We start from the raw sequence: 21,437 nt of genomic DNA on the forward strand, positions 1-21,437 counted from the left end.
AGCACTTGGATCCATTCCCATTCGCAAAAACCCCGTGCGTTTCGCCAAAGCTTGAGTACAATCGTCAGCTTTTTCCGGGCCCCCTGGCCCGTCGCTGGAACTCCCAATGCTGACCGGTAGCTACTCCTCTTCGCTGGTGTTGATTTCGCTGTGCGTGGCGATCCTGGCGTCCTACACCGCCCTTGACCTGACCGGCCGTATCGCGACGGCCAAGGGCAGGGCTGTGCACCTGTGGATGGGGGGAGGTGCGTTGGCCATGGGGGTCGGCGTGTGGTCGATGCACTTCATCGGCATGCTCGCGTTCAGCCTACCCATCGACCTGGGCTACGACCTCGGGTTGACTGCGTTTTCTCTGTTGATCGCCGTGCTGTCGTCAGGCTTTGCCTTGTGGCTGGTGAGCCAGCCGAGCCTGCCCTGGCTGCAACTGGGCTTTGGCGCGTTGATCATGGGCGCGGGCATCAGTTGCATGCACTACACCGGCATGGCCGCCCTGCGCATGCTGCCGGGCATCGACTATGACCCTGCGCTGTTCGGCGCCTCGCTGATGATTGCCGTGGGCGCCTCGGCAGCGGCGTTGTGGATCGCGTTCCGCTTGCGCAAGCACACCCCTTACGTCCGGCAGATTCGTGGCCTGGCAGCAGTGATCATGGGGATGGCCATCGTCGGTATGCACTACACCGGCATGGCCGCAGCCAATTTCCCCGAGGGCAGTTTCTGTGGTGCGCTGGCCAGTGGGCTGCAAGGCGACGGGCTGGTCTACCTGGTGTTGATCACCACCCTGGCAGTGCTGGCGGTAGCTTTGTTGACCTCGGTACTGGACGCACGCCTCGAAGCGCGCACGGCGGAACTGGCCCGTTCGCTGACCCTGGCCAACCAGGAACTGACCCAGCTGGCCCTGCACGACACACTTACCGACCTGCCCAACCGCACCTTGTTGGCCGACCGCATCGAGCAAGCCATCGCCAAGGTGGCGGAGCAGGGCGGTTGTTTTGCGCTGATGTTCATCGACCTGGATGGCTTCAAACCGGTCAACGATGCCTTTGGTCACCACGTCGGCGACTTGCTGCTCAAGGCCGTGGCGGCGCGCCTGCGCGGCCATTTGCACAGCCAGGACACGCTGGCGCGCATTGGCGGCGACGAGTTCGTGCTGCTGGTGGAGTTGCAGGAGCCCAACGATGCCATGGATGTGGCGGTCAAGCAGGTCAACCTGGTGTCGCGGCCGTTCCGCGTCGCCGAGCATGATTTGCAGCTCACGGCCAGCCTGGGGATCGTCTTGTACCCCGGCAATGGCCAGGATCAGCACGAGTTGCTGCGCAATGCCGATGCCGCGATGTACCACGCCAAAAGCGCCGGTAAAAACGGCTACAGCTTCTTCGACGTGTCGATGAACAGCAATGCCCGGCAGCAACTGCAGTTGCTGCAGGACCTGCGCCAAGCCCTGGAGCAGCGCCAGTTCCGCCTGCACTACCAGCCCAAGTTCGATGCCCAGGCCTGCCAGCCGATCGGTGCCGAAGCGCTGCTGCGCTGGGAGCACCCACAGCAGGGCCTGTTGCTGCCTGACCGTTTTATTGGCCTGGCGGAAAAAACCGGCCTGATCATCCCGATTGGCGAGTGGGTGCTCGACGAAGCCTGCCGGCAGATGCGCCAGTGGCTGGACCAGGGCCACCAGGGGTGGCGTATGGCAGTCAACCTGTCGGCCATCCAGTTTTGCCATGCGGGGCTGGTCGACAGCGTGGCCCGGGCCCTGCGCGAAAACGGCCTGCCGGCCAACTGCCTGACCCTGGAGATTACCGAGACCACCGCCATGCATGATGCCGATGCCAGCCTGACAGTGTTGCAGCGCCTGTCCGACATGGGCGTGGACCTGTCCATCGATGACTTCGGCACGGGCTATTCCAGCCTTATGTACCTGAAGCGACTGCCGGCCAACGAACTGAAGATCGACCGGGGGTTTGTGCGTGACCTGGAGCAGGACAGCGATGACGCCGCGATCGTCTCGGCGATTGTCGCACTCGGCCAGGCGCTGGGCTTGCGCATCGTTGCCGAAGGGGTAGAGACGGACAAGCAGCAAGACTTCCTCACCCGCCTGGGGTGCGATTCGCTGCAGGGTTATCTGCTCGGGCAACCGGTGCCGGCCGAGCAATTCATGGGCAAATTGCAGGCCATGCGGGAGACGCCCGAGGTGGCAGTCTAGCCTGCGTCGCGCAGGGCGAAGACGGGTACGAAGGCGTCCATCTCAGCCTCGACCGCTTCAATGATGCGCTCGACATCCGCAGCGGCCATGATCGCAGCGCAGGGGATGCCTGCGATGGCCAGCAAGGTTTCTCCGGTGGCGCGGTCGAACAGGCGCGCGATCATGCTGCGCGGTGCATCCATGCTGGCTTCGAAGCCGAGCGGGTGGAAATGCCAGCGCATCACCTGGCAGGCGTTCGGGAACGTCATTTTGTTCATGCCAGCCTCCTTGTCCGTACCTGGACGCGGTGAGCGGGAGGCCGCGTGCACGGCCGCCGGGAATGTAACCATAGCACCTGCCACGCCATTGCCCAGGGTGGGAATACGCCGGAATCGTGGAGGTTTGACCCAGGTCACATTGCTGTTAAGGCCGCCATCCACCGGCAGCTCGCCTGGCAAACGTTTTCCTTGCGGGGTGCCGCAGGTCACGGCCGCATTTACCGCACAGGGTTTTCGGACGAGCGGTGCGTGCTACCCCAGCAGGCCGGCCGCAATGTTGATGGTGAACCCCAGAATGGCGGTGTTGAACACGAACCCTACCACTGAATGTGCCAGCACCACCCGGCGTAACCCCCTGCCAGCGACGCCGACATCGGACGTTTGCACCGCCACACTGATAGTGAACGAGAAGTAGTGAAAGTCCCAGTAATCCGGGTTGCGCTCGCCATCGGCGAAGCGCAGCGGGGGCTCATGGTTCTGGCCGGTATAGAACAGCCGGGCGTAGTGCAGGCTGAAGATGCAGCCGATCAACAGCCAGGAGCCGGCCACGGTCAATCCGGTGTACAGGTAGTGCAGGGCCAGGGCGCTGCCTTGCAGGCCGCGGCTGGAGACCAGTTGCAAGGTGATCGCGGCCAGGCTGGCGATGGCAGCGATGCAGACGGTGAGCAGGACCAGGCCGGCGTTCTCATCCTCGACCTGGGCAACTTTGCGGACCTTTTCCGGGTTGGCGCTCCAGGTAAGCCACAGGACCAGCAGCAGGTAGAGCCAGACGCCGAGGTTCCAGCCGACCAGAATGTGCTGGACCGTGTCACCGGCAGGGATCAGCCAGGCGCCGATAATGCCGACCAAGGTGGCGAACGTGAGGCGAGGGTGGGTACGTGTAAGGCGGTGAAAAGCCATGGGGCCTCGTTGCCGGGGAGTGGTGGCTAATACTCTAGACCATCGCCAGGTGCTGGCGGCTTTCATCGCGTCGCCCGTCGCGCGGCGTTGCAACTCTCAGTACACTGCACGTTCCAACACCAACATTCGTTGAACTCGAGGTTTCTGCATGACGCTCAGTCCTTTGGCAGGCAAGCCGGCTCCGGCCAGCGTGCTGGTCGATATCCCCCGACTGCTCACCGCTTACTACACCGGCCGCCCCGATGCTGGCGTGGTGGCCCAACGGGTGGCCTTCGGCACCTCGGGGCACCGAGGCACCTCGCTGGAGCTGAGTTTCAACGAGTACCACGTACTGGCCATTACCCAGGCCATCTGCCTGTACCGCCAGGAGAAGGGCATCGATGGCCCGCTGTTCATTGGCGCCGACACCCATGCGCTGTCGGCACCGGCCACGGCCAGTGCCCTGGAAGTGCTGGCGGCCAATGGCGTGCAGGTGATGCTGTCCAAAGACGACGAGTACACGCCGACCCCAGCGGTATCCCACGCCATCCTGTGCTACAACCGTGGCCGCGAGCAGGGCCTGGCCGATGGCATCGTCATCACGCCGTCGCACAACCCGCCGCAAAGCGGTGGCTTCAAGTACAACCCGCCCAATGGCGGCCCAGCCGACAGCGACGTGACCAAGTGGGTCGAGGCCAAGGCCAACGAGCTGCTGGCTGCGAACCTGGCTGGCGTCAAACGCATGGACCATGCCCAGGCTCTGAAGGCTGCCACCACGCACCGCCACGACTACGTGAGCCACTACGTGGCAGACCTGGGCAATGTCATCGACTTCGACGTGATTCGCAGCGCCAACCTGCGCCTGGGCGTCGACCCGCTGGGCGGCGCCGGGGTTAACTACTGGTCGGCGATTGCCGAGCATTACAAGCTGAACCTGGAAGTGGTCAACAGCGAGGTCGACCCGACCTTCCGCTTCATGACCGTCGACTGGGACGGCCAGATCCGCATGGACCCATCCTCGCCCTACGCCATGCAGGGCCTCATCGGCCTGCGCGAGCGCTTTGACGTGGCCTTTGCCTGCGACCCGGACCACGACCGCCACGGCATCGTCACCCCGGATGGCCTGCTGCAGCCGAACAACTACCTGGCCGTGGCCATCGACTACCTGTTCCGCCACCGCCCGCAATGGCGCAGCGACGCAGCCGTGGGCAAGACCGTGGTGTCCAGTGGCCTGATCGACCGCGTTACCGAGCGCCTGGGCCGTAAATTGTTCGAAGTGCCGGTGGGCTTCAAGTTCTTCGCCCAGGGCCTGTTCGACGGGTCGTTGGGCTTTGGTGGCGAGGAGAGCGCGGGGGCTTCGTTCCTGCGGCGCGATGGGTCGGTCTGGGCCACTGACAAGGACGGTTTGATCCCGGCCTTGCTGGCCGCCGAGATGACCGCACGCACCGGTCGCAACCCGAGCCAGGCTTATGCCGACCTGACCGCAGCACTGGGCAAGCCGTACGCCACGCGCGTCGAGGCCAAGGCGGATGCTCGGCAGAAGGCGTTGTTGAGCAAGCTGGCACCTGAGCAGGTCAAATCGACAGAGCTTGCTGGTGAGCCAATCGTGCAGATCCTCAGCCATGCGCCGGGTAACGGCCAGGCGATTGGCGGGTTGAAAGTGATGACCGCCAACGGCTGGTTTGCCGCACGGCCGTCGGGCACCGAGGACATCTACAAGATCTACGCCGAAAGCTTTATCGACGAGGCGCACCTGCAGCGCCTGGTGCAGGAAGCGCAGGTGTTGGTGGACGCGGCGATCGCCTGATTGTACTCAAGGGGCTGCCTTGCAGCCCATCGCCGGGCGGCCCCGGTTCATCAAGGGGTTGGCAACGCGAACCCCTCGATCCCCCGCCCCAGCTTCAGGGCCTGCGCATGCAGCACCTGCATCAGGTGCAGCGCCGAGTGCGAAGGTGGCTCGAAGCGCGAATAGACGACACTGATGTCGAAGTGGATTTCGTCGGCCAGGGGGACCACCGTCAAGCCGCTGTCCTGCGCCACGAACTCGTCGATCAAGCTAATGCCCATGCCTTGCTTGACCAAGGCCACAGCTTCGTTGGCATTGGTGAACGACAACAGCGACTCCAACTGCAGCCCGCGCTGGTGGATGTGTTCGGCCAGCAATTTGCCGAACGGCATGTCGGGCCTGAACAGCAGCAGGGCATGGCCTTGCAGTTGCTCCAGCGCCAGGGACGGATGCCGCGCCAAGGCATGCTCCGGCGGCATCACCACCACCATGCGCCCGCGCATGAACGCGCGTGAATGCAGGTGATCGTGGATCACCGGCAAGGCGGCAATCGACAGGTCGACCTTCTTCGACAGGATCTGGTTCGGCATCTCACCCATCAACGAGGTCTGCCACTCGATGTTCAGCGAGGGTGACTCACGCTTGAGTTGGGCCAGCGCAATCGGGATGACCACGGTCGACAGCGAGGCGCTGCACGAGATGCGCAGGTTACGGTGGCCGCCACTGCCCAGTGACAACGCACATTCATTGACCTCCAGCGCAGCCTGATACACCCGCTCGACTTCGCGGTACAGAATCTGCGCTTCGTGGGTCGGCACCAGGCGGTTGTTGATGCGCTCGAACAAGCGGTACGCCAGCCGCCCCTCGATGTACTGGATCAATTTGCTCACGGCCGGCTGCGACACGTAGAGCATCTTCGCCGCCGCGCTGATCGAGCCCGTCAACATCACCGCACGAAACACTTCCATGTGCCGCAGTTTGAACACCAGGTTGCGGGCTTCCGAGCCGTCATGGTCGAGGGGCATAAGCATTACCTTTGGTTATGGTCTTCGCCATCTGGGTATGAGCGCAGACGCCGGGCACGCAGTATCTTGAAGCCTGCCGAGTCGCCTTCGCGGCGCACAATAACAAGATCTGCAGGCAAGCGCAGCGGCGCTTGACGGGAGTGTTGCGTGAACATCTTCGATGAACCCAAGATCGATTGCCATAACCATTTGTTTGATCCCGCGCGCTTTCCCTACCACCCCGACGCGCCTTACGCCCCGTCCGGGCAGGAGGTCGCCACCCTTGAGCAATTCAACCGGGTGATGGACGCCTATGGCGTGCAGCATGCCTTGCTGGTGGGGCCGAACAGTGGCTACCACACCGACAATAGCTGCCTGCTGAGCGCGCTCGCCACTGGGCAGGGGCGTTTCAAGGGGGTGGCGGTGGTTAGCCCTGACATCACCCTGGATGCGCTGGCTACGTTGCAGGCGCAAGGGGTGGTCGGGGTGGCCTTCAACCCGGCGTTGTACGGTGTGGCGAGCCTGGATGCAGCCGACGGGTTGTTCGGCAAGCTCGCCGAGCTCGACCTGTTTGCGCAGATTCAGGTGTGCGAAGACCAGTTGCTGGCGCTGCGCGGGCTGCTTGAGCGCACGTCGGCGCGCGTGTTGATCGACCATTGCGGCCGCCCGGAGGTGAGCGCCGGTATTCACCAACCGGGTTTCCAGGCCTTGTTGCGGTTGGCCGCGAGCGGCCGGGCCAGCGTCAAGCTGTCCGGCATGCAGAAGTTCGCCTCGGCCGATGCGCTGCAGGCGCAGAGCAGTGCCTACGTTCATGCACTGCTCGAAGCGTTTGGCCCACAGGCCTGCGTGTGGGGCTCCGATTGGCCGTTCATTCGCCAGCGCTCGCGGGTGGACTACGGGCCGCTGCTGAAACTGGCCGAGCAACTGATGCCAGATGCGCAACTGCGCCGCACCGTCATGTGGGACACGCCGCGACGTCTGTTCGGTTTTGCCTAGCGCACCGCCCTTTGCCATTCCAATAACAAGAGAGCAACCGTCATGAACACTGAACAGAACCTCGGCGTGGGGGCGTTCGACACGCCTGCACGCCTGCAACAACGTACCCGCACCCGCTTCATGATTCTGGCGCTGATCTCCGGCGGCACGATGATCAACTACCTCGACCGCAGCGTGATGGGCATAGCGGCGCCTAGCATCAGTGCCGACCTGGGCCTTAACGCCGCGATGATGGGCGTGATCTTCTCGGCGTTTTCCTGGACCTACGCGGCGGCCCAGATCCCCGGCGGGATCCTCATCGACCGGCTGGGCACCAAGTTCACGTACTGGTTGGCCTTGACGCTGTGGTCGCTGTTCACCGGCCTGCAAGGGTTGGCCCAGGGCTTTCTGTCGCTGTTGGGCATGCGTTTTCTGGTGGGGGTGACCGAAGCGCCGTGCTTCCCCACCAACAGCCGCGTGGTGGCGACCTGGTTCCCACAGAGTGAGCGGGCCAGGGCGACTGGCATCTACACCTTTGCCGAGTACACGGGGCTGGCGTTTCTTACGCCGCTGCTGTTCTGGGTACTGCACGCCTACGGCTGGCGTTTTCTGCTGATGGCGGTCGGGCTGATGGGCATCCTTTACGGCCTGGTCTGGTGGCGCAAGTACCATGAACCGCACCAGTCCACCACGGCGAACAAAGCCGAACTCGACTACATCGCAGCTGGCGGTGGCGTGGTCGACGGTGGCCAGAAAGCCACGGTATTCCGCTGGTCGCAGATCCCGGCTCTGCTCAAGCACCGCAACATGCTGGGCATCTGCCTGGGGCAGTTTGCCTGCAACTCGACCAACGTGTTCTTCCTGACCTGGTTCCCGACCTACCTGGTCACCGAGCGGCACATGCCGTGGCTGAAGGTTGGCTGGGTCGCGGTGCTGCCGTTCATCGCCGCCTCGCTGGGCACCCTGGTCGGTGGCTGGTTGTCCGATGCCTTGCTGCGCCGCGGCTACTCCCTGAACGTGGCGCGCAAGCTGCCAGTGATTGCCGGCCTGCTCACCGCGTCGGTGATCGTGCTGGCCAACTATGTCGAGTCCGACGCGCTGGTAATCGCCATTCTCTGCATCGCCTACTTCGCCCAAGGCATGTCGGCGCTGGCCTGGATGATCGTTTCCGACATCGCGCCAAAGGGCCTGCTGGGCTTGAGCGGTGGCCTGTTCAACCTGTTCGCCAACGCGGCGGGCATCGTCACCCCGTTGACCATCGGCATCATCGTTTCGATGACCGGGTCGTTCGTCTGGGCCTTGGCCTTCGTGTCGTCGATCACCGTCCTCGGTGCCCTGTGTTACCTGTTCATGGTGAGCGACCTGCGTCGTCTGCCAGACATCCCTAACCTCGAAAATGGAGCAAAGCAATGAGCCAATACCTGCAAGGGCAGACTGCAATCGTCACCGGCGGCATGCGTGGCATCGGCCTGGGGATTGCACAGCGGCTGCACGCCGCAGGTGCCCACGTGGTGATCTGGGACTTGGCGGTCGATGGCTGGGACACAGCCGAAAACGGCTTTGAGCCGGTGCTGCGCCAGTCTGTCGATGTTTCATCATTGGCGTCGGTGGAAGCGGCATTTGCCGACGTGCTTGCACACGTCGGGCAGGTCGAGATCCTGGTCAACAACGCCGGTATCAATGGCCCAGTGGTACCCGCCTGGGAATACCCGCCAGCGGCCTGGGACAAGGTCATCGCCATTGACCTGAACGGAGTGTTCTATTGCTGCCGCACCGCCATCCCGCACATGCGCGAGCGCGGCTACGGACGCATCGTCAACGTCGCCTCGATGGCGGGCAAGGATGGCGTGCAGTACATCTCGGCGTACTCGGCGGCCAAAGCAGGCGTGATCGCCTTCACCAAGGCCGCAGCCAAGGAGCTGGCGCAGGATGGCGTGCTGCTCAACTGCGTGGCGCCGGCGATGGTAGAAACGCCGCTGATGGCCGAAATGACCCCGGAGCACATCGCAGCGAGCAAGGCCAAAATCCCCATGGGGCGCTTCCTGAAGGTCGAGGAAATCGCCAACATGGTGAGCTGGATCGCCGGGCCAGAGTGCAGTTTCACCACCGGCTTCGTGTTCGACCTCAGTGGCGGGAGGGCGACCTATTGAGAGGCCTGGGCGTCGCTCACCTGACGGCACTGGACCTGGCGCCAGCCGTGCTGGTGCGCGAGGCGAGCCGTGCCGGCTTCAGCGCGGTGGGGCTGCGCCTGCATCCGGTGATGCCGGGTGCGCTGGCCTACCCGGTAACGGCGGGCAGCCTGGCGCTGCGTGAGCTCAAGGCGGTGATGGCGGGTGAGGGCGTGCGGGTCGCTGATATCGAGTTCGTGTCATTGACGCCCGAGGTGGTGGTCGCCGATTACGAGCCTTTGCTGGCGGCAGGTGCGGAGCTGGGGGCGGTCAGCCTGACGGTGTCGGGCGATGATGCCGATGTCGCGCGGCTGACCGGGCATTTCGCGGCCTTGTGCGAGCTGGCAGGGGGTTATGGCGTGCGCGTGGACCTTGAATTCATGCGCTGGCGGCCGGTGGCGAACGTGCACCAGGCCTATACCGTGGTGGCAGGGGCGGGGCAGGACAACAGCAGCGTGCTGGTCGATGCCCTGCACCTGTTTCGCGCTGGCGCAGCGGTAGCGGACCTTGCCGGAATCGACCCGCGTTACTTGCGCGCCGTGCAGTTGTGCGATGCCCCACTGCAGGCACCACCCGACAGCGGCATCATCCAGGAAGCGCGCGAGGGCAGGCAGTTGCCTGGCCACGGGCAACTGCCGTTGGCGCAGTTGCTCGCAGCCTTGCCCCGCGACATCAGCCTCAGCGTCGAGGTGCCGTCTGCCCACTTGCACGGGGCAGAGCGGCTAAGGGCAGCTGCGCGAGTCACGCAGGCCTGGCTGAGCGGGGTGCCGGCAGGTCAGGCCTGATCCGGCACCACGGCGATTACATCGATTTCCATCAACCACTCGGCCTGGGCCAGGCCCGCCACCACCAGCCCGGTGGAGATCGGGAACACGCCTTTGAGCCATTTGCCGACTTCCTTGTACACCGGCTCGCGGAAGCGCGGGTCGGTGATGTAGGTGGTGGTCTTGACGATGTGCGAAAGGTCCGAGCCGGCCTCCTCAAGCAGTTGCTTGACGTTTTTCATCGCCTGTTCAGCTTGTGCCCGAGGGTCGCCCAGGCCTACCAGGCGCCCTTCGAAGTCAGTACCCACCTGGCCGCGTACGTAGATGGTGTTGCCGGCGCGCACCGCCTGGCACAGGTCGTTGTCCAGGGTCTGATTAGGGTAGGTGACCTTGGTGTTGAACATGCGGATACGGGTATGGGTTGGCATCAGTGGGCTCCGAGGGTGCTGACGTTGCTGATCGTGGGTTGTTGTTGCTCATCCGCGGCACGTTGCTCGCTGTCGCGGTAGGCCAGGTAGGTCCGTTGCGTGGCGATGTGCCCGGCGACGTGCTTGGCGTCGTGCCACACGCCCCAGATGAACGACGAGCCGCGGCGTGACAGCCAGGGCAGGCCGAGGAAGTACACACCGGGTTCGCGGGCAACACCGCGTTGGTGTTGTGGCTTGCCGTTGGCGTCGAAGGTGTCGACCTGCAACCAGCTGAAGTCCACGCCGTAGCCGGTGGCCCAGATGATGGTGCTGACGCCGGCCTGGGCCAGGTCGAGTGTGTGCAGCGGGTTGCTCAGGCACTCAGGGTCGGGCAGTTGCTTGCGCGCCTCCGGCTCTTCAGGCAGGTCCAGGCCATTGCGTTCGATGTAGGCATCGGCGGCATCGAGCAGGGCCAGGTAGTTTTCGTCGCCACGGCGGATGTTGTCTGCCAGGTTGTCCTGGAAGGTGGCAATGCCATCGGCGAACGATTGGGTCAGGCCGACCAGGGTCATGCCTTGGTGGGCGAGGGCGCGGAAGTCCACGGTGTGGCCGCCGCGTGCGCCGCTGACAGCAATGGTCACGTGCTCGCGGCCAGGCTTGGCGATTTCTGCGTCCCACTCGCCCAGTACACCCAGCCACCAGCAGAAGTCGCGGTTGCGGTAGGCCCGCGGCGGGCGGTCATGGGCACCGACCGACAGGTACACCTGGCGCCCGGCGCGCATCAGTTCTTCGGCAATCTGCACGCCCGAAGAACCGGCGCCCACCACCAGCACGGCGCCGGCGGGCAGCTGCTCGGGGTTGTAGTAGGCGGCGGAGTGGATCTGGTGCAGGCGCTCGTCCTTTGGCGCGATGGCCGGGATCACCGGGCGCTGGAACGGGCCAGTGGCAGCAACCACGCGGTTGGCGCGGATCACGCCCTCGTTGGTTTCGATGGTGAAGCCTGGGCGATCGCTGTTGCGCACCACCTTCTTCACCTCGATGCCGGTGCGCACCGGCAGGTTGTACTTGCGCACGTACTGTTCGAAGTAGTCGGCAACCTGATCCTTGCCAGCGAAGGCATCGGCGTCGAGGTTGAATTCCAGCCCAGGGAAGCGGTCGTGCCAGACCGGACCGTTGGCGACCAGCGAGTCCCAGCGGCCCGTACGCCAGGCTTCGGCGATGCGCTTGCGCTCCAGCACCAGGTGCGGCACGCCGAGCTTGTTCAGGTGTTCGCTCATGGCCACGCCGGCTTGGCCGGCGCCGACGACGAGGGTGTCGATTTCGAGGTTGTTCAAAGTCATGTCCGAGCCCTTTATCAGGCGGTTTTTGTCAGGTCGGTTTGGAGGACCGCCGTTGCCTGGGGCCAGACTAGGGACGCTGCGCAAATGGCGAAAATAGTATTTAGCTAGGGCTTGCCGATAAAACGGCGAAGGCCTTGATTCATAGGGCTTGCCGCGGTGCTTGAGGGGGATTTTTGATGCCGTTCGGGGTGGTGCGGGCGGCCTTAGTTTTTTCCTCTTCAAGCCCTCGGAAAAAGGTGGTTTCGCGCGCTGGAGGGTTCCACCCAGAATGCCCTGCATCGGACAGAACAACAGGAACCATCACATGACTTTCTCCATCATCGGTCGTTGCCAGGAAACCGGCCAAGTCGGTATCGCCATCAGCTCGTCGAGCATCGCGGTCGGGGCGCGTTGCCCCTGGGTGCGCGCAGGTGTGGGGGCGGTCGCAACGCAGAACATCACCTTGCCGGCATTGGGGCCGCAGTTGCTCGATGTGCTGGAGCAGGGCCAGTTGCCGCCGGCAGCTGCACTAGACAGGGTGCTCAACGCCAATGGCTGGAGCGAATACCGCCAGGTCACCGTGATCGACAGCCAGGGCCAGGTCGCGTTGTTCACCGGCAAGCAGGCGCTTGGGGTGCACAATGCCGTGGCCGGCGAGCAGTGCGCTGCTGCGGGTAACTTGCTGGCGTCCAAGCAAGTGATCGAGGCCATGGTGCACGCGTTTGAACAGGCCGGCGGGCACCTGGCCGATCGCCTGTTGGCGGCCATGCAGGCGGCGATGGCGGCCGGGGGTGAGGCAGGGCCGGTGCATTCCGCAGCGCTGAAGATTGCCGGCGAGCTGACCTGGCCGCTGGTGGACCTGCGCGTCGACTGGGCCGATGAAGACCCGATTGGCCAGCTCGATGGCCTGTGGCAAGCCTATCGCCCGCAGATGCAAGACTACGTGACCCGCGCCCTCGACCCGACCGCCGCGCCAAGCTACGGAGTGCCGGGCAATGAATGAGCGCACCAGCCGCGCGTTGCTTGCCCGGCTGATCGGTTTTGCCACGGTCAGCCGCGATTCCAACCTCGCGCTGATCGGTTTCATCCGTGACTACCTGGCGGACCTCGGCGTGGAATGCGAGTTGTTCCATAACGCCGAGGGCACCAAGGCCAACCTGTTTGCCACCCTCGGCCCGCAGGACGTTGGCGGTGTAGTGCTTTCGGGGCACACCGATGTGGTGCCGGTTGACGGCCAGGCCTGGACGGTCGAGCCGTTTGCCTTGAGTGAGCGGGAGGGGCGCCTGTATGGGCGGGGTACTGCGGACATGAAGGGCTTCATCGCCTCTGTCCTGGCAGCGGTCCCCGCGTTTCTCGCGCAGCCTTTGCGTATTCCGCTGCACCTGGCGTTCTCCTATGACGAAGAAGTGGGTTGCCTGGGGGTACGCTCGATGCTTGCGGCGCTTGCGCAGCGCCCACACAAGCCGCGGTTGTGCCTGATCGGCGAGCCGACCGAGCTCAAGCCAGTGCTGGGGCACAAGGGTAAGCTGGCAATGCGTTGCCAGGTGCACGGTGCTGCCTGCCACTCGGCTTATGCGCCTTATGGGGTGAACGCCATCGAGTACGCCGCGCGATTGATCGGCAAGCTGGGCGAGATCGGTGATGGTTTGGCGCAGCCTGAGCACCATGACACGCGTTTCGATCCGCCGTTTTCCACGGTACAGACCGGCGTGATCAAAGGTGGCAGGGCGTTGAACATCGTGCCCGAGGAATGCGAATTCGACTTCGAGGTGCGCGCATTGCCAGGGTTCGACGCTCAGGGGGTGGCTGACCAGTTGCAGGGCTACGCCGAGGCTGAGTTGCTGCCGCGCATGCGCGCCGTCAACCAGGGCGCCGATATTCGCCTTGAGGCGCTGAGTGCTTACCCGGGGCTGGCCACGCCGGCTGACAGCGAAGCGGCACGTTTGGTCGCCTTGCTCAGTGGTTCAGCGGCGTTCGGCACGGTCGCGTTTGGTACTGAAGGCGGCTTGTTCGACCAGGCCGGGATCCCGACGGTGGTCTGCGGGCCGGGGAGCATGGAGCAAGGGCACAAACCGGACGAGTTTGTCAGTGTCGAGCAGTTGCAGGGGTGCGATGAGATGCTGCTGCGGCTGGTGGATTACCTGCGCGAAGGTTGAGTCATTTTTACCGGTTATGCATTCCTGGTAGGAGCAGCCTTGTGCTGCGAAGAGGCCCGTGACAGCAGAGAAAATTCACTGTGCTGTCACGGGCCTCTTCGCAGCACAAGGCTGCTCCTACAGGATGCGGGCAAGGCCGTAATGAATCAGAACGTCGCCTTGACCTGGAGGCCCACTACCAGCGCATTGTCGATATCCTTGCCCGAGAACGCACCCGGCTCGATGATGTACTGCACATCCGGGCGCAGGTTCAGCCATGGCGTGGCCTGGTAGCCGTAGCTCAGTTCAATCAACTGCTCGGCGCTGTCGATGTTCGGGAACTGCTGCCCTGCGTTGAACGCAGCGTCTTCCAGCACATCGCGGCTACGCGGGTTCGGCACGGCACGGCCATAGCCCAACGACAGGGTATCGCGCGGGCGGCCTTCGAACGGCTTGTACAGCACAACGCCGGTGCCATACCACTTGGTGAACGGCGAGGCGGCCTCACTCGATGCCGAGTATTGGCCAAAGGCGTGCAGGCTGCGGCCTGGCGAGCTTGGGTCACTCCACACGGCCTGGTCGATCAGCAGGTAATGGCCGCCGCGGCCGGACACTTCCTTGTCGCTGCCAATGCGTTTCACATCAGAGCTATCGTAGTAGTAGCCCAGCTTGTACTCACCTGGCAGCTCGCCTTGCAGTTTGTACACCAGCTCAACCGGTACCACGGTACCTGTGGTGTGCTTGGGCCCCAGGTGCCAGGCACGGCTGGAATTGCCGTTGCTCTCGGGGTCGACGTTGAAGGCCGCGACACGCAGCTGCCAGGACGGCGACAGGTCGTATTTCACCCGCACGCCCAGGTGGGCGTTGGGGTAGTTGGTCCAGCCGCTGCCGCCCGACATGTTCAGTGGGTGGCCACAGAAGCCGGCGTTCATGAAGTTGCACAGGATGCCACTGTCCAAGCCGCCGAGGTCGTTGCCCATGGCCATGTAGCCGAGCTTGACGTTCAAGGCCGGGGTGAACAGGGTGCGCTCGTAGCTCAGTTCAGTCAGGCGGGTGTACAGGCCACCGTAGTTTTCCTGGATCGGCAAGCGGTTGCCCACCAGGTCTTCCGAGGCGCTGTTGCCGCGACGGTCGTTGATGGTCAACTGCACCTTGCCGCCGTTTTCCAGGCCGTACAGTTTCGACAGGTCGAACTGCACGCCCAGCTTGAGGTTCTGCGAGTAGCGGGCCGAACGGTGCAGGCCACCGTGGGCGTTGTAGGCGGTTTCACCGCTGTAGTCGCCGGTGAACTTGACGCCGTCTTCTTCCAGCTGATGGCGCAGGCCGCCCCAGTCACCGGTCAGGGTGTTGCGGGTCATCAGGTCGCCGTCGGCGAGGGCGGTGGTGCTGGCCAGGGCGAGCAGGAGGGGAGAAGTGATGCGAATTGCGGATGGCATTGCGGGGTCTCGGGTAGTGTTCTAGGGCCTCTTCGCGGGTGAACCCGCTCCTACAGGGCCTGCACCCTTTGCAAGTGCAGTGATCATCCTGTGGGAGCGGGTTCACCCGCGAAGCAGGCGACGCAGTCTTACGGCAGGGCGTAAGAAATCACATAGTCGCCACGGTCAGTCGACTGACGCGCGCCACCGGCGGTGATAACCACATACTGCTTGCCGGTTTTCGGCGAAACGTAGGTCATCGGGCCGCCCTGGCTGCCAACCGGCAGACGGGCCTTCCAGATTTCATTACCGTTGCTGCTGTCGTAGGCGCGCAGGTAGAAGTCCTGGGTGCCGGCGATGAACACCAGGCCGCCTTGGGTGGACAGTGTGCCGCCCAGGGTTGGCAAGCCAATCTTGATCGGCAGGTGCATGCGGATACCCAGCGGGCCGGTGTCCTCGACGGTGCCGACCGGGACCTGCCAGGCGATTTGGCGGGTCTTCATGTCAACCGCGGTCAGGGTGCCGAACGGCGGAGCCTGGCAAGGGATACCGGCGACCGACAGGAAGCGGTTCTTGTTCACGGCATACGGCGTGCCTTTGAGCGGTACGGCGCCCATGCCAGTGTTCAACGCTTCGCCACCGGAGGCCGCGTTGCCTTTGTTCTGCGAAGGGATCATCTGGATCCACAGGCCCAGACGCATGTCGTTGACGAAGATGAAGCCATGCACCGGGTCGGTGGAAATGCTGCCCCAGTTCATGCCGCCCAGCGAGCCTGGGAAACTCAGCGACAGGTCGGTGCCCGGCGCGGTGTATAGGCCGTCGTAGCGCATTTTCTTGAAGTCGATGCGGCACAGCAGCTGGTCATATGGGGTAGCGCCCCACATGTCCGACTCGGTCAGGGTCTGCGCGCCGATCTGCGGCATGCCCACCGATTTTGGTTGGGTCGGGGAGTACGGCTCGTTCGGGATGTTGCTCGGTTTGACCGGAACTTCGTCGACCTGGGTCAGCGGCTTGCCGGTTGCACGGTCAAGCACGTAAATCTGCCCGGCCTTGGTGCCGATCACCACCGCAGGCACGGTCTTGCCGTCATCCTTGGTGAAGTCGATCAGGCTTGGCTGCATTGGCAGGTCGAAGTCCCAGAGGTCGTTGTGAACGGTCTGGTACACCCACTTCTGGTTGCCGGTGGTGGCGTCCAGTGCCAGGACCGATGCACCGTAGGTGTGGTCCAGCTTGTTGCGCTCTACGCCATAGATGTCGGTGGACGACGAACCCATCGGCAAGAACACGGTGTTCATTGCCGGGTCGTAGGACATCGGGGCCCAGCTGTTCGGGGTGCTGCGCACGTAGGTGCTGCCGTCGGCCGGGGCGCTGCGGTCTTCCGGGTTGCCTGGGTCGAAGGCCCAGCGCATGGCCCCGGTGATGACGTCGAAGCCACGGATGACGCCGCCTGGCATGTCGGTCTGAACGTTATCGGCAACGCGGCCGCCCACCACCACGGTGGTACCGGCCATCAGTGGCGCGGACGACAGTTGGTAGAAGGAATCCGGCACATCGCCCAGGCCAGCCATGAGGTTGACCTGGCCGTTGTTGCCGAAGCCTTGGCAGAACTCACCGGTGTCGGCGTCGACGGCGATCAGGCGGCCGTCGATGGTGTTGGTCAGCAGGCGGCGCTGGCAGTTGGCACCGGCCGGGACAGTGGCCATGGTGATGGGCGAACTGTTCGGCTGGGTTGGTTGGGCCAACGGCGCGGTGGCGTCGAAGTAGGCCATGCCGCGGCAACGCTGCCAGACCTTGGACTGGGCGTTGATCTCGTTTTTCCACAGCTCTTTGCCGGTGTCGGCATCGAGGGCGATCAGGTTGTTGTGCGGGGTGCAGATGAACACCTTGTTGCCAACCTGCAGTGGGGTGAGTTGGTCCTCGGCACCGTTGCCGTCGCTGATGGCGACGTCACCGGTGTGGTAGGTCCAGGCCACCTTGAGCTTGTTGACGTTATCGCGGTTGATCTGGTCCAGCGCGGCGAAGCGGCTGCCACCTTCGGTGTTGCCGTAGTGGGCCCAGTCTTTCTGCTCTTTGCCGGCTTCGACCGGGGTCATGCCAGGGCCTTTGCCGGTCGGGGCGACGCTTGGGTGAGCAACGAACATGTTGCCTGCGGCAATGACCAGTGCCACCGCCATCACACCTGCGATGCCATACGCGCCACGGCCAGCGGTGCCGCCGTTGGCACGTACCAGCAGGGGGTAGACCAGCGCCACGACCATGCCGATTGCGCCGAACATGAACACGCGCGAGAACAGCGGCCAGAACACCAGGCCGGTGTCGATCACGGCCCAGATTGCGGTACCGATCAGGAACAGGGCATACAGCCAGGCACCGGCGACCTTGCGGCGGGCGATGAGGATACCGGCGATGGCCATGGCCAAGCCGCCGATCAGGAAGTACCAGGAGCCGCCTAGGCCGGCCAGCTTGATACCGCCGGCGGCCAGGAGCAGGCCGAGCAGGGCGACGATAACGCCCAGGCCGACCAGAATGAGGGTTGTGGCGCCAGAGGCGCGCGGTGTTTCTTTCATGCCAGGGATCTCAGCAGGTGGAATGGGCGCAGTTTAAGCCCTTAGCAAGCTAATTAACAAGTTAGTACAAAGTTTTGTGAGGCTGATTGTCGCAGGGTTGAACTTGCCAAGGTGTGGCCAAAAGTCTAGATCAGGCAGCGAAAAATGCAGTAAACAAAGCGTTCATGGCAGATATGGAATGAGTACTCATACTTTGGTCGAGTCGTCGAAAAGCAACGTCTGCAGGGGCCACGCTGCGCCAGCAGGCCCCGATTGGACCGTTCAACACCTATTCCGGCCAAGGGCTGGCGCTGCTGTAGAACACGGCCAGCCATACTGTCGCGATGCCCGGCGCGGTCCATTCCACACGGTGGCGATAATGCGCCGGTATATCGAGGCAGTCGCCGGGCTGCAGCAGCCGCGTATGGTTTTCATGCTCGAAGCGTAGGCCCGCGGCACCGCTCAGCAGCACGATCCACTCACCTTCGGCCTGGTCGTACCAGTACCCTGGCGGGCTGGATTGGCCGCTGGAAACAATGCGCTCGATGCGCACACCGGGGCGGCTGAGCAGTTCGTCGACGCGCTCGGCAGCGGTCGGGTCGCAGGGAGGCAAGGTGTTCAGCATGTTGAAGGGGGCCATCTGAAATCTCGTCAAAGGGAGGTGCTTCCACTATGGACGTGATTGCGGGGGCGCGCGCTTCTTGACCATCCCAGCGGTTTGTAGGACTGTTCCGAGCTTTAAAAGACGGAAGACACATGGACAAGCTGCTGGCCATGAAGATGTTCGCGGCGACGGTCGATGCCCAGGGTTTTTCCGCGGCCGCGCGCACGCTTGGCGTGGCGACCTCGTCGGTGACCCGCCTGGTCGATGCACTGGAGGCCGAGTTGGGGGCCACCTTGCTGAACCGCTCGACGCGCCAGGTCAGCCTGACCGAGGCGGGCGCCCGTTACTACGCGCGGGCCCGGGGCATTTTCGAAGCGCTGGATGAAGCCGATGCCAGTGTCGCTGACAGGGGCGAAGAACCGGTCGGTGTACTGCGGCTGTGCCTGCCGGTGGAGTTCGGCCGGCGGGTGATTGCGCCGCACCTGGGGCCCTTTCTGGCCAAACACCCGGCACTTGAGCTGGACATCGACCTGAGCGACCGCCTGGACGACTTGCTCGATGGCCGTTACGACCTGTCGATCCGGCTGGGCGACCCTGCGCCCAATGACGAGCTGGTGTGCCGCCCACTGGGCCGGTTCGAGCGTTGGCTGGTGGCCAGCCCGGGCTACCTGGCCGGGCGCGCAGCACTGGAGCACCCGCAGCAATTGCTGGAGCACGCCTGCCTGCGTTTTCGCTATGGGCAGAAGGCGCGCCCCTGGTGCATGACGCGGGGCCAGGAGGTGTTGGAACTGGACGTGAGCGGGCCGTTGCGCAGCGCCAACGCCGACCTGTTGCGCGAAACCGCGTTGGCCGGCAGCGGCATTGCCCTGCTGGCCGACTGGTTGGTGCGTGAGGACGTGGCCGATGGCACGCTGCAGCGCGTGTTCGGCGACTGGCAGGTCAGCCCCGGTACTGCCAATGACCGGATCAACGCGCTGTACTTGCCCAACCATCGCGGGTCGCGCCGCGTGAACGCCTTCATCACCTTTTGCGAAGGCCTGTTGGCGCACTGAGCCGCCAGCGTTGCGCAGGGTGCAAAGCCCTGTTGCGCGTCCGCCGGATTCTCGCCTGCGGCACGTCTGGGTAAGGTGTGTGGCATATTCCGTCCCTTCTCGAGGAGCATCGCATGAACCCCTCCCTAGCCGCAGAGCAGCCATCGGCCACTGGCCTGAGCCGGGCCTTGGTGACCCTGCTGGCGTTCTGCTGCGGCGCCATCGTTGCCAATATCTACTATGCCCAGCCCATCGTTGGGCTGATCGCCCCCGACCTGGGCCTGTCCACTGAACGGGCCAGCCTGATCGTTTCCCTGACCCAGCTGGGCTATGCCCTGGGCCTGCTGTTACTGGTACCGCTGGCCGACCTGCTGGAAAACCGCCGCCTGATGATCGCTACCGCAGTGCTGGCCTGCGTCAGCCTTCTGTTAGCTGGCACCAGCAGCAGTGGCCAAGGGCAGCTGTTTCTGGGCTATGCGCTGTTGATCGGGTTCAGTTCGGTCGCGGTGCAGATGCTGATCCCCCTGGCCGCGCACCTGGCCCCTGAACAACAGCGTGGCCGGGTGGTCGGCAACATCATGGGGGGGCTGCTGTTGGGCATTCTGCTGGCGCGGCCAGTGTCGAGCCTGGTAGCCGATCACTTCGGCTGGCGCACCGTGTTCATCGGCGCGGCGGGCGTGATGCTGGCAATCATCCTGTTGTTGGCGTTGACCCTGCCACGCCGAGTGCCGGAGCACAACGCCAGCTATGCCGGGCTGATGCTGTCGCTGGTCGCATTGCTGCGCCGTTACCCGGTGCTGCGTCAACGGTCGCTGTACCAGGCGTTGATGTTCGCTGCGTTCAGCTTGTACTGGACGGCTGTACCCCTCGCGTTGGCAGGGACGCATGGCCTGTCGCAGAGCCAGATCGCGCTGTTCGCCCTGGTAGGGGCGGTAGGGGCCGTGGCCGCGCCCATAGCCGGCCGCCTGGCCGATGCCGGACATGCCCGTGCAGGCTCCCTGGTGGCCTTGGTACTGGCGCCTGTGGCGCTACTGGTCGGGCTGACGGCACCGGGCTTCAGCGTGATCGGCCTTGGGCTGACCGGTGTGTTGCTGGACTTCGCGGTGCAGATGAACATGGTGATTGGCCAGCGCGAAGTCTATGCGCTGGACCCGGCAAGCCGCGGGCGCCTGAACGCGGTGTACATGACCAGTATCTTCCTGGGCGGGGCGCTGGGTTCGTCGGTGGCCAGTGCCGTGTTTGCCCAGTATGGTTGGCAGGGGGTTGCGCTGGTGGGTGCCGGGCTGCCGGGTTTGGCGCTGTTGGTGTTCCTCCTGCAAGGGCGCCGCGGCTGAGCTGAATCAGCGCCCCAGTGGCAACGCGACGCCGATCACTGCGAACAAGCTGCCACAGCAACGGTTGAACCCTTTGCCACCCTTGGCCAGCCAGGGCCGGATGCGAAACGCCAAACGCGCGAGCCCGTATTCGACCAGGAACTCCACGCTGGCAAAGGTCGCCGCCATCACCACGAACTGCATCAACAGCCCCCGCTGCGGGTCGAGGAACTGCGGCAGAAACGCACCGTAGAACAGCAACACCTTGGGGTTGGCCATGGCCGACAGCAGGCCCTGACGAAACAGGCCCGCATTGCCCAGGCTGCGGGCCCGCTGCGTCACTTCAAGGTGCAGCGCCGGGCTGCGCCACAGCTGGATACCCAGCCAGACCAGGTAAGCGCCGCCCACCCATTTGAGTATGCCAAGCACTGCTGCAGAGGTTTGCAGCAGGGCACTGAGGCCGAACATCGCCAGGGCGATCAAGGCACTGAAGCCAACTACCCCGCCAACGATGGTGAACAGCGTACGGCGTGCGCCATACAGCGCGCCGTGGGTCAACGCGAGCAAGCTGTTGGGGCCTGGAGTCAGCGACAGGCCGATGCTGGCCAGCAGGTAGATAAGCCAGGTGTCGAGTGCCATG

General features: G+C 64.1%; 19 protein-coding genes. 10 read left to right on the plus strand and 9 right to left on the minus strand.

Annotation, left to right across the window (positions count from 1 at the left end):
* The first annotated feature begins 106 nt into the window (after positions 1 to 106).
* Complete coding sequence (locus GIB19_RS14390) at positions 107 to 2,194, plus strand: putative bifunctional diguanylate cyclase/phosphodiesterase (RefSeq protein WP_274886929.1); 2,088 nt, start codon at positions 107 to 109, stop codon at positions 2,192 to 2,194.
* Here GIB19_RS14390 and GIB19_RS14395 read toward each other — a convergent pair.
* Together GIB19_RS14395 and GIB19_RS14400 are read right to left on the minus strand one after the other, a co-directional pair.
* Positions 2,191 to 2,451, minus strand: a complete 261-nt coding sequence (locus GIB19_RS14395) for a DUF1652 domain-containing protein (RefSeq protein ID WP_027593589.1) — start codon at positions 2,449 to 2,451, stop codon at positions 2,191 to 2,193. The two genes, GIB19_RS14390 and GIB19_RS14395, sit on opposite strands and share 4 nt — an antisense overlap.
* A 252-nt stretch (positions 2,452 to 2,703) precedes the next feature.
* Positions 2,704 to 3,351, minus strand: coding sequence for a DUF1345 domain-containing protein (locus GIB19_RS14400; RefSeq protein WP_252823774.1), 648 nt, complete (start codon positions 3,349 to 3,351; stop codon positions 2,704 to 2,706).
* A 148-nt stretch (positions 3,352 to 3,499) separates the two neighbouring features.
* On the opposite strand from GIB19_RS14400, the gene pgm reads away from it, so the two are divergent.
* Positions 3,500 to 5,137, plus strand: coding sequence for a phosphoglucomutase (alpha-D-glucose-1,6-bisphosphate-dependent) (gene pgm, locus GIB19_RS14405; RefSeq protein WP_265970284.1), 1,638 nt, complete (start codon positions 3,500 to 3,502; stop codon positions 5,135 to 5,137).
* Between the two features lie 50 nt (positions 5,138 to 5,187).
* Here the strand turns inward: pgm and GIB19_RS14410 are convergent, their stop codons facing one another.
* On the minus strand, positions 5,188 to 6,141 hold the full coding sequence (locus GIB19_RS14410; protein ID WP_274886938.1) for a LysR family transcriptional regulator: 954 nt from the start codon (positions 6,139 to 6,141) through the stop codon (positions 5,188 to 5,190).
* A gap of 147 nt (positions 6,142 to 6,288) precedes the next feature.
* Here GIB19_RS14410 and GIB19_RS14415 point away from each other — a divergent pair, with 147 nt between their 5' ends.
* Genes GIB19_RS14415 through GIB19_RS14430 form a run of 4 tightly spaced genes read left to right on the plus strand, consistent with a single transcriptional unit; the run spans position 6,289 to position 10,048 of the window.
* The gene (locus GIB19_RS14415) at positions 6,289 to 7,116 is read left to right on the plus strand and encodes an amidohydrolase family protein (protein ID WP_027593585.1); all 828 of its coding nucleotides are present in this window, start codon (positions 6,289 to 6,291) and stop codon (positions 7,114 to 7,116) included.
* 42 nt (positions 7,117 to 7,158) lie between these two features.
* Positions 7,159 to 8,508, plus strand: coding sequence for an MFS transporter (locus tag GIB19_RS14420; protein ID WP_085274278.1), 1,350 nt, complete (start codon positions 7,159 to 7,161; stop codon positions 8,506 to 8,508).
* Positions 8,505 to 9,245, plus strand: a complete 741-nt coding sequence (locus GIB19_RS14425) for an SDR family NAD(P)-dependent oxidoreductase (protein ID WP_027593583.1) — start codon at positions 8,505 to 8,507, stop codon at positions 9,243 to 9,245. The genes GIB19_RS14420 and GIB19_RS14425 overlap by 4 nt, the downstream gene beginning before the upstream one ends.
* Positions 9,242 to 10,048: a sugar phosphate isomerase/epimerase family protein gene (locus GIB19_RS14430; RefSeq protein WP_274886942.1), complete on the plus strand. Its 807-nt coding sequence runs from the start codon at positions 9,242 to 9,244 to the stop codon at positions 10,046 to 10,048. Before GIB19_RS14425 ends, GIB19_RS14430 begins: the two co-directional genes overlap by 4 nt.
* Here the strand turns inward: GIB19_RS14430 and GIB19_RS14435 are convergent.
* Positions 10,039 to 10,455: a RidA family protein gene (locus GIB19_RS14435; protein ID WP_027593581.1), complete on the minus strand. Its 417-nt coding sequence runs from the start codon at positions 10,453 to 10,455 to the stop codon at positions 10,039 to 10,041. The two genes, GIB19_RS14430 and GIB19_RS14435, sit on opposite strands and share 10 nt — an antisense overlap.
* Complete coding sequence (locus GIB19_RS14440; protein WP_099454405.1) at positions 10,455 to 11,774, minus strand: flavin-containing monooxygenase; 1,320 nt, start codon at positions 11,772 to 11,774, stop codon at positions 10,455 to 10,457. Before GIB19_RS14440 ends, GIB19_RS14435 begins: the two co-directional genes overlap by 1 nt.
* A 304-nt stretch (positions 11,775 to 12,078) precedes the next feature.
* Here GIB19_RS14440 and GIB19_RS14445 point away from each other — a divergent pair, with 304 nt between their 5' ends.
* On the plus strand, positions 12,079 to 12,756 hold the full coding sequence (locus tag GIB19_RS14445; protein WP_099429103.1) for a DUF1028 domain-containing protein: 678 nt from the start codon (positions 12,079 to 12,081) through the stop codon (positions 12,754 to 12,756).
* Positions 12,749 to 13,909 carry an acetylornithine deacetylase gene (gene argE, locus GIB19_RS14450; protein WP_027593578.1) on the plus strand — a complete coding sequence of 387 codons (1,161 nt, stop codon included), beginning with the start codon at positions 12,749 to 12,751 and terminating at the stop codon, positions 13,907 to 13,909. Before GIB19_RS14445 ends, argE begins: the two co-directional genes overlap by 8 nt.
* Positions 13,910 to 14,055: 146 nt before the next feature.
* Here argE and GIB19_RS14455 read toward each other — a convergent pair whose 3' ends face one another.
* The 3 genes from GIB19_RS14455 to GIB19_RS14465 form a co-directional block, all read right to left on the minus strand.
* The gene (locus tag GIB19_RS14455; RefSeq protein WP_274886948.1) at positions 14,056 to 15,324 is read right to left on the minus strand and encodes a carbohydrate porin; all 1,269 of its coding nucleotides are present in this window, start codon (positions 15,322 to 15,324) and stop codon (positions 14,056 to 14,058) included.
* 128 nt (positions 15,325 to 15,452) lie between these two features.
* Positions 15,453 to 17,870: a glucose/quinate/shikimate family membrane-bound PQQ-dependent dehydrogenase gene (locus tag GIB19_RS14460; RefSeq protein WP_274886949.1), complete on the minus strand. Its 2,418-nt coding sequence runs from the start codon at positions 17,868 to 17,870 to the stop codon at positions 15,453 to 15,455.
* A 268-nt stretch (positions 17,871 to 18,138) separates the two neighbouring features.
* Positions 18,139 to 18,489: a cupin domain-containing protein gene (locus tag GIB19_RS14465; RefSeq protein WP_099429107.1), complete on the minus strand. Its 351-nt coding sequence runs from the start codon at positions 18,487 to 18,489 to the stop codon at positions 18,139 to 18,141.
* A gap of 116 nt (positions 18,490 to 18,605) precedes the next feature.
* On the opposite strand from GIB19_RS14465, the gene GIB19_RS14470 reads away from it, so the two are divergent.
* Both GIB19_RS14470 and GIB19_RS14475 read left to right on the plus strand, forming a co-directional pair.
* Positions 18,606 to 19,505, plus strand: coding sequence for a LysR family transcriptional regulator (locus GIB19_RS14470; protein ID WP_099429108.1), 900 nt, complete (start codon positions 18,606 to 18,608; stop codon positions 19,503 to 19,505).
* Between the two features lie 113 nt (positions 19,506 to 19,618).
* Positions 19,619 to 20,818, plus strand: a complete 1,200-nt coding sequence (locus GIB19_RS14475) for an MFS transporter (protein WP_274886950.1) — start codon at positions 19,619 to 19,621, stop codon at positions 20,816 to 20,818.
* Between the two features lie 6 nt (positions 20,819 to 20,824).
* Here GIB19_RS14475 and GIB19_RS14480 read toward each other — a convergent pair whose 3' ends face one another.
* A complete protein-coding gene (locus GIB19_RS14480) occupies positions 20,825 to 21,436 on the minus strand; it encodes a LysE family translocator (RefSeq protein WP_274886951.1) in 612 nt (203 codons plus the stop codon).
* Between the last annotated feature and the right edge of the window lies 1 nt (position 21,437).

The organism is Pseudomonas sp. ITEM 17296, from assembly GCF_028895205.1.
Classification (GTDB): Bacteria; Pseudomonadota; Gammaproteobacteria; order Pseudomonadales; family Pseudomonadaceae; genus Aquipseudomonas; species Aquipseudomonas kermanshahensis.

Coding starts and splice junctions, on each gene's coding strand:
- GIB19_RS14400 (WP_252823774.1), bottom strand. CDS start 3,351: ATGGCTTTTCACCGCCTTACACGTACCCACCCTCGCCTCACGTTCGCC.
- pgm (WP_265970284.1), top strand. CDS start 3,500: ATGACGCTCAGTCCTTTGGCAGGCAAGCCGGCTCCGGCCAGCGTGCTG.
- GIB19_RS14445 (WP_099429103.1), top strand. CDS start 12,079: ATGACTTTCTCCATCATCGGTCGTTGCCAGGAAACCGGCCAAGTCGGT.
- GIB19_RS14455 (WP_274886948.1), bottom strand. CDS start 15,324: ATGCCATCCGCAATTCGCATCACTTCTCCCCTCCTGCTCGCCCTGGCC.
- GIB19_RS14435 (WP_027593581.1), bottom strand. CDS start 10,455: ATGCCAACCCATACCCGTATCCGCATGTTCAACACCAAGGTCACCTAC.
- GIB19_RS14420 (WP_085274278.1), top strand. CDS start 7,159: ATGAACACTGAACAGAACCTCGGCGTGGGGGCGTTCGACACGCCTGCA.
- GIB19_RS14465 (WP_099429107.1), bottom strand. CDS start 18,489: ATGGCCCCCTTCAACATGCTGAACACCTTGCCTCCCTGCGACCCGACC.
- GIB19_RS14480 (WP_274886951.1), bottom strand. CDS start 21,436: ATGGCACTCGACACCTGGCTTATCTACCTGCTGGCCAGCATCGGCCTG.
- GIB19_RS14410 (WP_274886938.1), bottom strand. CDS start 6,141: ATGCCCCTCGACCATGACGGCTCGGAAGCCCGCAACCTGGTGTTCAAA.
- argE (WP_027593578.1), top strand. CDS start 12,749: ATGAATGAGCGCACCAGCCGCGCGTTGCTTGCCCGGCTGATCGGTTTT.
- GIB19_RS14475 (WP_274886950.1), top strand. CDS start 19,619: ATGAACCCCTCCCTAGCCGCAGAGCAGCCATCGGCCACTGGCCTGAGC.
- GIB19_RS14440 (WP_099454405.1), bottom strand. CDS start 11,774: ATGACTTTGAACAACCTCGAAATCGACACCCTCGTCGTCGGCGCCGGC.
- GIB19_RS14460 (WP_274886949.1), bottom strand. CDS start 17,870: ATGAAAGAAACACCGCGCGCCTCTGGCGCCACAACCCTCATTCTGGTC.
- GIB19_RS14395 (WP_027593589.1), bottom strand. CDS start 2,451: ATGAACAAAATGACGTTCCCGAACGCCTGCCAGGTGATGCGCTGGCAT.
- GIB19_RS14390 (WP_274886929.1), top strand. CDS start 107: ATGCTGACCGGTAGCTACTCCTCTTCGCTGGTGTTGATTTCGCTGTGC.
- GIB19_RS14425 (WP_027593583.1), top strand. CDS start 8,505: ATGAGCCAATACCTGCAAGGGCAGACTGCAATCGTCACCGGCGGCATG.
- GIB19_RS14470 (WP_099429108.1), top strand. CDS start 18,606: ATGGACAAGCTGCTGGCCATGAAGATGTTCGCGGCGACGGTCGATGCC.